The sequence below is a fragment of the Fructilactobacillus sp. X2R5C2 genome (assembly GCF_059901375.1).
This window is the reverse complement of record NZ_JBWXUX010000004.1, coordinates 148,848-161,948: the sequence shown is the minus strand read 5'-3', so window position 1 is coordinate 161,948 and position 13,101 is coordinate 148,848. Positions and strand designations below refer to the sequence as shown.

General features: G+C 42.3%; 11 protein-coding genes. 5 read left to right on the top strand and 6 right to left on the bottom strand.

Annotated elements, in window-relative coordinates:
• Window positions 1–49: 49 nt before the first annotated feature.
• From AC6UD2_RS06285 to AC6UD2_RS06275, 3 genes are all read right to left on the bottom strand, one after another.
• Window positions 50–1,636, bottom strand: a complete 1,587-nt coding sequence (locus AC6UD2_RS06285) for an L-lactate permease (protein ID WP_500698356.1) — start codon at window positions 1,634–1,636, stop codon at window positions 50–52.
• Window positions 1,637–1,771: 135 nt separating this feature from the next.
• Window positions 1,772–3,259 (bottom strand): glutamate/gamma-aminobutyrate family transporter YjeM, encoded by a 1,488-nt coding sequence (yjeM, locus tag AC6UD2_RS06280; protein WP_500698355.1) that lies wholly within the window; start codon window positions 3,257–3,259, stop codon window positions 1,772–1,774.
• Window positions 3,260–3,353: 94 nt separating this feature from the next.
• Entirely contained in the window at window positions 3,354–5,096 is a 1,743-nt protein-coding gene (locus AC6UD2_RS06275) for an ABC transporter ATP-binding protein (protein ID WP_500698354.1), read from the bottom strand.
• A 111-nt stretch (window positions 5,097–5,207) separates the two neighbouring features.
• On the opposite strand from AC6UD2_RS06275, the gene AC6UD2_RS06270 reads away from it, so the two are divergent.
• Window positions 5,208–6,044 carry an aldo/keto reductase gene (locus AC6UD2_RS06270; RefSeq protein ID WP_500698353.1) on the top strand — a complete coding sequence of 279 codons (837 nt, stop codon included), beginning with the start codon at window positions 5,208–5,210 and terminating at the stop codon, window positions 6,042–6,044.
• Window positions 6,045–6,098: 54 nt separating this feature from the next.
• Here AC6UD2_RS06270 and AC6UD2_RS06265 read toward each other — a convergent pair whose 3' ends face one another.
• Together AC6UD2_RS06265 and AC6UD2_RS06260 are read right to left on the bottom strand one after the other, a co-directional pair.
• A complete protein-coding gene (locus AC6UD2_RS06265) occupies window positions 6,099–6,602 on the bottom strand; it encodes a TetR/AcrR family transcriptional regulator (RefSeq protein ID WP_500698352.1) in 504 nt (167 codons plus the stop codon).
• Between the two features lie 170 nt (window positions 6,603–6,772).
• A complete protein-coding gene (locus AC6UD2_RS06260) occupies window positions 6,773–7,609 on the bottom strand; it encodes a DegV family protein (RefSeq protein WP_500698351.1) in 837 nt (278 codons plus the stop codon).
• A 281-nt stretch (window positions 7,610–7,890) separates the two neighbouring features.
• Between AC6UD2_RS06260 and AC6UD2_RS06255 the strand changes: the two genes are divergently transcribed.
• The 3 genes from AC6UD2_RS06255 to AC6UD2_RS06245 all read left to right on the top strand — a co-directional run bounded on the left by AC6UD2_RS06255 (window position 7,891) and on the right by AC6UD2_RS06245 (window position 11,606).
• A complete protein-coding gene (locus AC6UD2_RS06255; RefSeq protein ID WP_259739964.1) occupies window positions 7,891–8,013 on the top strand; it encodes a hypothetical protein in 123 nt (40 codons plus the stop codon).
• A gap of 114 nt (window positions 8,014–8,127) precedes the next feature.
• Entirely contained in the window at window positions 8,128–9,321 is a 1,194-nt protein-coding gene (locus AC6UD2_RS06250; protein WP_039145130.1) for an MDR family MFS transporter, read from the top strand.
• A gap of 11 nt (window positions 9,322–9,332) precedes the next feature.
• The gene (locus tag AC6UD2_RS06245) at window positions 9,333–11,606 is read left to right on the top strand and encodes an ATP-binding cassette domain-containing protein (RefSeq protein ID WP_500698350.1); all 2,274 of its coding nucleotides are present in this window, start codon (window positions 9,333–9,335) and stop codon (window positions 11,604–11,606) included.
• Here AC6UD2_RS06245 and AC6UD2_RS06240 read toward each other — a convergent pair.
• The gene (locus AC6UD2_RS06240; RefSeq protein ID WP_500698349.1) at window positions 11,586–12,461 is read right to left on the bottom strand and encodes a hypothetical protein; all 876 of its coding nucleotides are present in this window, start codon (window positions 12,459–12,461) and stop codon (window positions 11,586–11,588) included. The two genes, AC6UD2_RS06245 and AC6UD2_RS06240, sit on opposite strands and share 21 nt — an antisense overlap.
• Before the next feature lie 193 nt (window positions 12,462–12,654).
• On the opposite strand from AC6UD2_RS06240, the gene AC6UD2_RS06235 reads away from it, so the two are divergent.
• Complete coding sequence (locus AC6UD2_RS06235; RefSeq protein ID WP_010023001.1) at window positions 12,655–13,071, top strand: hypothetical protein; 417 nt, start codon at window positions 12,655–12,657, stop codon at window positions 13,069–13,071.
• Window positions 13,072–13,101 lie beyond the last annotated feature (30 nt).

Genomic DNA, 13,101 nt, shown 5'->3' with positions numbered 1-13,101 from the left:
AAAAAGATCCATTCCAAATCTTAGTTGGAACGGATCTTTTATTTTGACTTTATTTAAAAACAAAAATTGAAACAATAAGGAAGAAAAGGTAGGCAGCAGCCGGGATGGCTGTTTTTCGCATGACCTTACCTTCTTCACCCTTCAACCCAACTACGCCACTGACTGAAACGATGTTGTAAACACAAATCATGTTACCAACGGCGGCTCCAATCACTTGTCCGGCTAAAATAAGATACTTGTCTAGTCCAGCATCGATGGCAACGTCGGCCTGAATCGACGAGAAGGTTAACGTTGAGACGGTCGTACTGCCTGTCACAAACGAACCAACGGCTCCTAAGATGGGAGCAATTGCTAACCAAACCCCGTGGAGGTGAGTGGCCATGAATGACGCGAGGTATCCTGGCATACTGTCAAGGTCAGCTCCGTTGAAATTCGTGTTAGTGAAGACTTGGACCATGATTAGAGTGACAATTAGCGTCAAAAGGGTCGTCTTCATGGATTTAACGACGCCCCATGCTTCTTTAGAAAAGGAGCGAAACGACTCTTCTCGTAATAAGACCGTTAATAACGCCACGATCAACAGTACGGTTCCGGGTGACGCTAGGAGAAGCCAGCTTGAATCGATGGCTTTAAAACCCAGAATGTTCGTGAGTGACAAATTAACATGAGTATTTAACCAGTCGTGAATCGGACGGATTAATTTGGGGATGACCAACAAGACAACCACGAGAACGTAGGGCATCCATGCGCGCACAAGTGAAATGTTAGTTTTGGGTTCTTTGATAGTAATTTTTGGTGATTGTTTCCACGGATTTTTCTTAACGTCCTTGGGTAATAAAATGTTGAATTTGATACTCAAAATTGCGATCACCAAGGCGATGATGGGACTGATGACGGAGGTTAATTCGTATCCCAAGAGTAGTTGACTACCAATATTAGAAATGGAATAGACAAGGCCAATGGCAATGCACCAGGGAGTAACCTGTAAGACTGACTTAAGGCGGTTTTGAGTGTGTTGATTAGGAAGAAGAAACACTAGCATGACAATTAAAATCAGTGGTACCAGTGTTCCACTGATTAGTTCTAGGTTAGCGATTTTTAATCCGACTTTGCCCATTTCAGCGGTGCCAACCGTGTTACTTAATCCAACCGTTAGCGGCGTTCCCACGGCCCCAAATGAAGCAGCGGTGGAATCGGCCACTAGTGCTAAGACGATTGACGAAAGGGGCTTGAAGCCTAAAGCGATTAATAGGGGTGCTGTGACCATTGCTGGAGCACCAAAGCCAGAAACACCCTCGATTAATGATCCAAATAAGAAGACAATTAGGATCGTCTGTAGGCGCATGTCAGTGGTTAACTTGGTAAAGCCAGCATTGATACGATCGACTGATCCAGTGTACTCAAGGGCTCGGAGTAGTAAGAGAGCTCCGAGTAAAATCCACGCAATTGTCAAACTCTTGTGAAATCCTTGAATGGCTGAAGCTGCGAGAGCCTTCAATGGCATTTTCCAGATGAATAGACTAGCTAAAATAACAAGTATTGCCGTTACACTCATTCCTTTTAAGGCTGGCATGTTTAAAAATCCCAGCAGAATAATTGGAACTAGTATCGGAAACATTGAAACTAATAATTCCATAAATGTTTTCTCCTCTTAGTGTTTTGCGGTAAACGATGTCTTGTAACTATTATACATGAGTCAACGTTTTCAAGCTAAGGGATATAAGAAGCAGAAAAATAAGGCGTCCCTCACTTAGGGGACGCCCTATTTTGATTAATTATTTTTTAGGTATTTCTTTTCGTAGTGATGGTACAACAGGTAACCAATTACCCCGAAGATGACGGGTCCAACTACCATCCAAATGCTACTTACATAATTCCCACTCAAAGCGGGAGCGATGATCGTAAAGATGATGGCAAAGCCAACCGTCAGCATGACCACACACACTGCGATTTTAGCAATCAATGGATTCTTATAGAATACAAAGGGCTTTTTGATTTTGGAATTAGCTTTAAACCCGATAAAGGCAAAGGCGATGAATAAGTACGGAATGACCATCGCCACGTTGGTCATCTGAACCAAGATGTTGAAGAAAGCCTTGGCACTTTGTCCCCCAAAGGAAATGATCAAGATGAACGCAATTACAAGTAGTCCTTGGATCATCATGGCGTTTCCGGGAACGTCGTGCTTGTTGATCTTGGTAAAGAATTTCGGCCAAATCTCTTTGGGAGTTCCCTCCACAATCGTCTTGACTGGTGAAATGATGAGGGTAATGAAAGCTCCACTTAAGGCAAGAAAGATGGAAATTCCAACGTAGCGACTGACCCACATGCCAATCTCAACTGAAACGCCGTGAGAGAAGTTGAGTGCCGTTCCCAGTTGGTAACCAAAGTTGTTCATAATGATGAAAGGCACGTTAACTAGGTTAATGTTGTGGTGTGAACCTAGAATTTGGCTCCAATTAGTGAAAGCACCAACCATGAAGATTCCGATGGAGTAAACCACCGAGATGGTTAAAGCTGAGATCGTGATTCCCCTTGGGAAGGCCTTTTCGGGCGTCTTGGTCTGATCGACTAGTCCACCAATGGTTTCAAGACCACCGTACGCAAAGATGGCGTAAACGACGAATCCTAAAACGTTAATTAGTGAATCGTACTGGGGATTAGGGGAAACCAGGATGGCTTTCCAAGACAGTGGTTGAAAGGTGTGACCATTAATTAAGAGAATAATGGCACCACCGACAATCAGGATGACGTTGGTTAACATGGCCGCAAAGCCACCAATGGAAGTAACTTTTTGAATCTGACTGATTCCACGGGTGGCAATAAACGTGATTACAATCATTAAGATCACAGCCAGAATTCCAATTGTTTCAACGCTTGAGAGGCCAAACAAGTGACCGTCGGAGGTTTTATCAACCCCGAAGATTGCATTTGAAAGTGGGACCCAGATTGCTGAACTGGTGTTAACCATCCAAATAATGGCAGAAGCATACCACATTGAAATGCCCGTAAAGGCAAACTTGGGATTAACTGATTCACTCATCCAAGTGTAGATGCCACCATGCTTTTTGGAAAAAGCCGCGCCAAATTCCGCAATCATAAACGCGAACGGGATGAAGAAACAGAGTGCTGCCAGGATATACCAGATGATTGAGGCATACCCCATTAAGTAGAACGCTCTTGAAATGTTCGCTGATCCGAAGACGGAAGTAAATATCATCAAAACTAACGCAAATAATGATAATTTTTTATTATCCATCAAATGTAACCTCCAATTTCTTAAAGAATTCTTAATAGTATAACAGGATTAAACTCATTTGTGGGACAAAAAAAGAAATTCATTTCTGAATTTCTTATTTTTTGAATTGAATTTTAACGTATTCACGGTATTTCGGTAGCTTCTTAATCAGTTCTTCATGTGTTCCGTGACCACTAATTTCACCATGATCAACGAAGTAAATGTCATCCGAGTCGACAATGGTACTTAAGCGATGGGCAATGATGAGGGTCGTACGGCCCTTCATTAGTTGACCAAGCGCCTTTTGAACCATGGCTTCTGACTGGGAATCTAGGCTAGCGGTTGCTTCGTCTAACATCAGAATCTTAGGGTCTCTGAGAAAGGCACGAGCAATTGCCAAACGTTGTCTCTGACCACCACTGACCTTAATACCACGTTCACCAACTTGAGTTGAAAGTCCTTCAGGCATCTCTTTGACAAATCCTTCAGCATAAGCAAGGCTCAATACGTGCCAAAGTTGGTCATCTGTAAACTTTTCGTTTAGTCCATAGGTCAGGTTATGACGAATGGTTCCGGCCATAATGGCCGAATCCTGACTAACTAGGCCGATCTGGTGGCGCCAATTGGAAAGATTAATGTCATCGATATTTTCGTTTCCAATCGTGAGTGTCCCAGACGTTGGCTGATAGTAGCGTTCAATCAAACTGAAGATGGTAGATTTCCCACCTCCAGATGGTCCCACAAACGCCGTGGTCTGGTTGGGTTTAGCAACAACGTTGACGTTTTTTAGCACTGGTTCGTCAGTGTCATACGCAAAACTTACATCGTTTAAACGAAGTGTTTTTCCACCAATGTCGTCTGAAAAGCCGGAGGCAAAGTCCTCTTCCGGTTCCGTGAGTAACTCTCTGACGTGTTCGGTGGAACCGTTGGCCTTGGAAAGGTCGGTAATGAATCGACCTAGCATACTAACTGGTCCAATGATTTGGAACAGGTACATTAGAAAGGCAAACATGGTTCCAATTGTCATGGCCCCGATTGCGACTCGATGAGCACCGTAGGCTAGGATTCCAACGATCATGGCCATCATGACCGTATTCAAGATGGGACCAGCGATTGAATCATAGACGGATTCCTTTAAACCAACCCGATATAGGTTGTGAATTAAGCTGGAACCAGCCTTGGTTTCATATGGTTCGGCATTTGATGACTTTACCAGGCGAATCTCATTTAATGTTTCTTGAGCTTTCCCACTAAAATCAGCCATTTGGTCCTGTCTGGACTTTCCAATCTGACTGGATTTTCTAATGATCGGACGCATGACAATCATGACAATTGGAATGGCAATGAACATGATTAAAGCCATTCGCCAGTCCATGATCAACATGATAATCAGAGCTCCAATTAATTGGAAAATGGACGTAATGGTATTGGGAAATGACACTGATAACAGGTCTTTAATCTGGTCAGAATCACTAACCAACCGCGAAATCATCTTCCCGGTTTTTACACTATCGAAGTAGTGGACGTTTAATTTGACCATTTTCTCCCACAGTAGTTCTCGAAGGTTGGCCACCACGTTTTCACCAAAGAAACCCAGTAGGGTCCCTGATCCGGCGTTAATTAATGCACTTAAAATGAATAATACGATCATGGCGGAGACTAGTAATAGACTAACTCCCTTAGCAAAATCGTTAACCATGACCTGAGCAATCTTTGGCACCGTCAGTTGGGCTCCCGTTGCGATGAGTCCCAGAAGAAGACCAACGACTAACTGCCAGTAACGGGGTTTGGTTTCACGAATTAGGTGAAAGAATCCCCGAAAGTTAAATGATCCATTATTTTTTGCTTGTTTCTTCACGTTATCACCTCTTAAATCGTAACTACTATCATATCACAAATCGACTTACTTGAAACGAATATACATTCCGCTTATCCTTACTGTAGAAACATATTGAGAGGAGTTCTCATCATGGAATATGAATATTATACTTTAAGTAACGGGATGCAAGTTCCAAAGATTGGCTTTGGAACATACCTGTTAAAGGGCTTTGAAGGTGCCATGGCAATCACTTCTGCCATCCATAAGGGTTACCGTTTAATTGACACTGCCTATAACTACGAAAACGAAGGAGCGGTTGGACGTGGAATTGAAAATTCAAACGTTCGTCGTTCTGATTTACTGGTAACTTCCAAGTTACCTGGTCGTTACTACGATCGTAAGAGTGCCATTGATGCCATCCAAGAGTCTCTTTACCGGGCTAACTTAGATTACTTTGATATCTACTTGTTGCACTGGCCTAATCCTAAAGAAGGCAACTACGTGGAAGCTTGGCAAGCACTGATTGATGCCCAACAATACGGCTTAATTCGGACGATTGGTGTCTGCAACTTCTTACCTGATTACCTTGATAAATTGGTTGATGAAACGGGCGTTATGCCAGCCATTAACCAAATTGAACTCCATCCATACTTCAACCAAGCTGACATGCGTCACTATGACGACGAACATGGCATCTTGACCGAAGACTGGAGTCCACTTGGTCGTGCTAGTGAAATGCTTAAGAACCCAGTTTTAGTTGACATGGCTGCTAAATACCACAAGAACGTTGGTCAATTGATCTTACGTTGGGAGATTCAATTAGGGACACTTCCAATTCCTAAGTCAGCCAATCCTGGTAGACAAAGTGGGAACCTTGACGTCTTTGACTTCGAGATTACGCCAGAAGACATGAAGACCATTGCTTCTTTGACGAAGCCTGATGGTCGAACCCATAATCAGGATCCTGCAACTTACGAAGAATTTTAATTAATGCAAATTAAAAGAGACTCATGATTGAGTCTCTTTTTTTATGGATTGAATTTAACTGAGAGCTTCTAACGTGATTTGAAGCCGTTGAAGCAGTTTTTCGGAATCATCGGGGGCTTCCATGGCTTCCTTAATGGTTTCGTGACACAGAATGGTAATGGCCCATCGTTTGGGCGGCAATTGAATGATTGTTGAATCATCGAGGTTTTTCTGATTGTGAAGAATGTCCATCTGAATAAACTCGAAGTATTCACTTTCTGAACTATCCTCTAGAAACGAACGGGCGGCATTGACGTAGTCGGTGGGCTGTAACTGGTTAAGTCGCTTTCCAGCAAACGGCCGATGGATCGTTGATAGGACCATTCTTCTGGTGTAGTCGTAACCGCCCGTGAGGGTAATGAAGTACTTGTAGTAAGCTCCCCGCGATATCTTGGCATCCTTGATGATCCGAGCCACCTGAGCGTCGGCCAACGGATGGGCGGAAAATTCATTGAGAAGGGCAGCATTGATGCGCTCTTTTTTGGCCTGCGGTAGGTTTAAAAAGGTTGATGATGGCATAAAAAAGTCCTCCGTTCAATGTAATAACTTAATTATACCCACATGTTGACACGGTGTTAACTGCTAATTTACCATAAATAGATAATGAGAAGTTTTAGTAGGAAAGAAATGGATCGTTTTTAAATAAAAAGACCGGACGTTTCCGTTCGATCTCCCACAATTACGTTTAGTTAGGCAAAGATGTAACCAAATCCACCGGGACCAACGTGGGTCATAACGATGGGGCTGGTTAAACGACAGGTCACGTCAATGTCTGGTCGAGCTTCCCTGATCTTAGCTGCGATCTTCTTGGGGGCGGTCCCATCATCAACGTAGGATAGTCCAACTTCGGAAATATCCTTGTTGTTAATGATTTCATCGGTCACTTGATTAGCGATCTTGGTCATCTTCTTCAGACCCCGACATTTATACTTAAGCTTCAAGGTTCCCTTGGTTAATTGAATCACTGGTTTAAGTTGGATCAGTGATGAAATAAAACCAACGGCTCGGCTGGCACGACCGCCCTTAACCATGTAGTCAAAACTGTTGATAAAGACGTAGGTCATGATGGTGGGTACAAACGATTTTAAATTATCCATGATTTCGGCAACGGATTTCCCTTCATCGGCTAATTTTTTAGCGCGCATGACGGCAAAGGTGAGGCCACTATCAGTTGAATCACTATCAAGAACGGCGATTTCGCCACCAACCTGTTTAGCAGCGGTTCGGGCGGTTTCCACCGTTCCACTTAAAACTTTAGTGAGATGAATGGAAATGATCGAAGCGTCTGGATCTTCCTTTTGGATTTTTTCGTATGCCTCAATGAATTGACCCAAAGAAGGTTGACTGGTCTTTGGGAACTCTTTATCGTTTGCAAGGTGATCGGAAAATTCCTGACGGGTAATGTCAACGCCGTCCTTATAAGTTTTGCCGTCGATGGTAACCTGAAGCGGTACCACCGTAAGATTATTTTTTTTGATTTCATCTGGTGTTAATTGAGCAGTTGAATCGGTAACAATGTGAATCATGTGTTTCTCCCTCCAATTAACGTTTCGTTAATTTGCCTTATAGATTTTAATTATAGTAGAAGGACTAAATTTTTCCCAGTTAAAATTAAATTTAATTCCACTGGGAGTCCCAACGCCGCAGTGTGTTGCTAATCAGGGCTAACTAAGTGCGGTTACACAGTATGTAAGGTGTAACCAGCGCCACTTATATTATAAAAATTATAAATTAAAAAAATAAGTAGCTTTTTTGTTATAAACAAGATATAACTATAAGTAGGGATTAAAAGCAGAGGAGTTACATTATGAAAAATAAAATGAAAATTTTGTTGACCAGTGTTGCTTCGGTGCTGGTAGCGGGTTCAATGGTAGCTGGAATAGTTGCCAAAAAACGAGATAATGAAAAGAAGCGTGCTTCTAAAAAGTAGGCATTGCTGATTATCAAGGGATTTCAACTACGGTTGAGCATCCCTTTTTATTATGGTCGCTATAGCGTGAAAAAGTTAGTAAAGATCGAAAAAATGGGAAAGTGAGGCAAATAAATGGTAAAAGGAAAACCAAAAGAATTAAGGCTTAGTACGGTTTTAATTTATTCGTTACTACTGAATACTGGGTCATCATTTATGTGGCCACTAACGACGGTCTACATGCATAATTATCTTCATGAGTCACTAACAACCGCGGGGATTGTTTTGTTTGCCATGTCAATGTTTATGATTATCGGCAATTATCTTGGTGGGTATCTCTTTGATCATTGGTCACCGTATAAGACAGCCATCATCAGTGTTTTGATCACAATGGCTTCAATTGTCACCCTGATCTTCTTTCATGGTTGGCCGATTTTCGGAATCATGCTCTTACTGTACGGTTTAGGAAATGGATCCAGCATGACGCTATTGAACTCGTACGCTTCGATGATTACGTCCAAGAGTACTCGCTACGTCTTTAACTCATTATACGTCGGATTAAACCTAGGTGTCGTAGTTGGAACCGCACTGGTAGGATTTTTGATGAAGTACGGAATTTCGGTTGTCTTCATCGTTGCCACTGGCTTTTACATTGTTTTATTATTGATGACCATTTTTGAATTTAACATTAAGTTACATCGTCCTGCACCAACCGCGGTAAAACGTTCTGAGGACGATGATGTCGTTCAACAAAAGAAGAATCGTGGACTAAAACTCATCTGGCTAATTTGTATCATGGTTTTCTGTATTTATATGAGTTACACCTTATGGGAAAGTGTTATGTCAGTTCACATGACCCAACTGGGAATTTCATTTGAGAATTACAGTTTTCTGTGGACGATTAATGGACTCCTGATTGTCTTCATTCAGCCCATTATTAATAAGATCGGAGCCCGCTTTAAGATGAGTCGTCAAATTGCCTTTGGGGTAATCATTTTCGGTCTCAGCTTCTTTATGTTAATATTTGCTAAACAATACGCCGTATTTGTAATCATCATGGTCATTTTGACCTTTGGTGAAATGAATGGGTTGCCAGGAATTCCAGCTTGGATCGATACATTGGCGGATCCCAGACAAAAAGGGAAGTTTCAGGGACTCTTTAATATTTTTATGTCCCTTGGGAGAGCCGTTGGACCGCTTTTTGGTGGTTTAATGGTAGAGTTCTTTAACTATCCCGCCCTATTCATTGTATCCGGCGGACTGATCTTGTTCGCGTTGTTCTGTGTGATGAGCGAAGCAAGAAAGTTGAGTAGAACACAGAAGAATTAGTGAGGTGAACTATGGTTGATACTTATTACCAAGATACAATTGATGTCTCTGATGCACATCAGAATAATTTAAAACACGTTAACGTAAAACTCCCGAAGCATGAGATTACCGTTTTCGTTGGTGAATCCGGTTCCGGTAAATCATCGTTAGTATTTGATACGATTGCGGCCATGTCGCGTCGTGAATTAAACGAAACGTTTCCCAGTTTTTCGCAACAGTATTTACCTAAATACGGACAACCCCACGTCGGTGACATTAAAAATCTGCCCGTTGCAATTGCGATTGAGCAGAAACAACTGACAGGGAATGCTCGTTCAACCCTTGCCACTTACACGGGGATTTATTCGCTACTACGGTTACTTTTTTCACGAGTAGGGAAGCCGTTTGTGGGTTATTCGGAGGTCTTCTCGTTCAACCTGCCGCAGGGTATGTGTCCCTACTGTCAGGGATTAGGTTACGTTGACGAGGTGGATGAATCAAAGCTAATTGATCCAAAAAAATCTCTCAATAATGGTGCCATTACTTTCGTTAGTTTTGGACCAGGAACCTGGCGTTGGCGTGGTTACGGCTACAGTGGGTTATTTGATAACGACAAGCCGATTAAAGATTACACTCCAGAAGAGTACGACTTGTTAATGCACGCACCCCAACAAAAGTTGTACAATGCCCCAGATTACTACAAAACGAGTCAGTATGAAGGGGTCGTTCCGCGGATCAAACGTTCCATTATCAACAGTCGAGAGGGAAAGCATCATAAGGAAGCCATCAGTGAGATCGTTACACGTGAGGTTTGCCCGGTATGTAAAGGAGCCCGACTCAATCCCCGTTCTTTGAGCGTTAAGATTAATGGATTTAACATTAATGATGTTTCGCAGATGGATCTGGTTCAGTTTCTGGACTTTCTCGATTCGATTAAAGATAATCTGGGGGATGAAATCATCCGGGGTCTCGAGTCCAAGATTCAACCCCTAGTGGACATTGGACTGGGCTATTTGACTTTAGATCGAACGACCAGCACGTTGTCTGGTGGTGAAGTTCAACGGATCAAGATTGCTAATCATCTGACGAACTCGTTGTCGGACATCTTGTATGTCTTTGACGAACCCAGTGTCGGGTTGCATCCCCATGACATTGCGTTAATTAAAAAGGCGATGATTAACCTGAAAAAGAAGGGTAACACCATCTTCATCGTTGATCACAATCCAGAAATTATGTCGATTGCGGATCACGTTGTTGAAGTGGGACCTAAATCAGGAGCTGACGGTGGAAAAATTACCTTCTCTGGTACCTATCCTGAAGTCTTAGATTCTGACACGCTTACCGGAAAATGGTTACGAGCTCCCCATCATTTTGCCAAACCCTTGAAACCAAAGGGCTTTGTTGACTTAGAGCACGTTCACATGCACAACATTGACGACGTAAGTGTTAAGGTGCCAACGGGCATTATGACCGTCCTATCAGGTGTAGCTGGTTCTGGAAAGAGTTCACTGGCTGAGGCCATGAAAGACCGTCTAAACGGTGATTACGTGGATCTGACTCAGAAACAAGCCGGGATCAGCATTCGATCCACGCCGGTGACGTACCTCAACATTTTAAATCCAATTCGAAAGTTGTTTGCGAAGGCTAATAACGTTTCTACGCAACTCTTCAGTTACAACGGCAAGGGTGCTTGTCCTCGTTGTAAGGGAAAGGGTGTTACCATCACCAACATGGCGTTTATGGATCCGGTAGTTCAGACCTGTGAGCTGTGTCACGGTAAGCGTTATAGCCAGGAAGCACTTAGTTACAAGTATCATGGAAAAGACATTGCTGATGTTTTGTCAATGTCCGTTGCCCAAGCAGCCACCTTTTTCAAGGATGTTCCTGAAATTGCTAACCCATTGAAACAGATGAACGAAGTTGGTCTAGACTATTTGGCCTTAAATCAGGCCCTGACGACGTTATCTGGTGGTGAATTACAACGACTACGGTTAGCTCAGATGTTGGAAGAGAAGGGGAAAATTTACTTTCTTGATGAACCAACGGCTGGCCTTCACATGAACGACACCCAGCGCCTCTTGAAGTTATTTAAACGGATGGTCGCAGATGGTGATAGTTTAATCATCGTGGAACATAACTTAGACGTAATTAGTCAAGCGGACTGGTTGATTGACATGGGACCAGGAGCCGGAATTTACGGTGGAAACGTTCTCTACAGTGGTATTCCAGAGGGATCGGAGAAAGTTCCACAATCCTTTACTGGTCGTGCCCTAAAGAAATACATGCTACCTTATAAAGAAAGATAAGCAAAAAGAGCGCTTCTCATAATGAGAAACGCTCTTTTTAAGTTTTAACGTTAGAAATCCGATGTAAGACTGAATTTTAGCAGCCAGCATGTTGAAACCATCTTGAATTGTCGTGATAACCTGTTGGATGTCATTTCGGTTATTGTTATCAATATGACTCTCAATTTCTTTTTTGGCGTTATTGATAGCATTCTGAGCTTTTTGGTTAGCATCATTACTACCAGCATTTCCACCATTATCAGCGTTATTTTGTGGTTTGCCGTTATCAGAATTGTTTGCTGGGGTACTATTATCCGCATTATTTGCGGGTTTGTTATTGTAATTTTTGACCACCACTGGTGGATTTTGTTTAACTTGTTGTTGTGCACTTTTACCGGAATGATACAGACCAAAGATCCCTAGCAGAATAATAATGAGGAAGATGATGACAATCCAGCGAAACCAATGGTGCTTCTTTTTGGAGGGAGCTGCCTGGTTAGAAGCGACACGATCGGCGTTTGGTGAAACGACCTTAGCACTAGGAGCGTAAACCAGATTATAGTTAAGCGTTCCCCTGGCAAACGTCCCATTGATCTTTTCGGCTGGGTTAACTGCCACGACCTGACCAACGTTGGCTGGATAGTCGATGTTACGCTTAAAAGTAACGTTAGTAAGGTAGCTCACGGCATTTTGATCTCCGCTAAGTCCTTGGACAACGTAACCGTTTAAATCGGGGATTTCGATGGAAAATCCCTTTCCCGGTGCTCCCGAGTATTTCAAGGGGTTGGTAAGGATTTGATCGTTCTTATTGACGACGTTAATGATTACATTACCAACGTTTCGATCCATCCGACTACCAACAGTTTCATTATTCATTAGTTAAGTGCTCCTTTAGTAGTTTATATTAATTATCTTACCATGATTCATTAATCTGGCAAAAAGAATCCAACTTTGTTAACCAGAGGGACGGGAAAGATCAACTGTCGATTAGTTCCCCGAAATGTGATACTATATTTAATGTAAGTGATAGTTATTAACTATCAGACTGAATATTGAGAGGAAGAATGACATGAGCGAAAAAAAGATGATTAAAAAACTCGATGACATTAAAGATTACGAAGACAAGATGGCTGATTTAGTATCAGCAATTTTGACCGACCAACCTTGGGAACAAACTGACGAAGTTAGAAACGTTTACTTCTTGGACGTTTCCGATTTTGGTAAAGATCTCCAAGACGTTTTGGACCAAATGAACGTTTTGCGTGACCAATATGATGAAACCTTACACTCATACTTGGGTGTTCCGTTCATCCCATACGTTCCACTATCAAAATTAACTGATGCCGCTTTTAAAACTTTAGTTGATGTTGACCCAACCGACAACATTACTAAGACAAAGAAGAACAGTGTCTTTGTTGATTCACGTGTTATTGATAGTAAAGATGGTAAGCACATTAGCTTGGACTTACAATTTAACGAACAATAATAGTATTAAAAAAAGCTCTACATAATATGT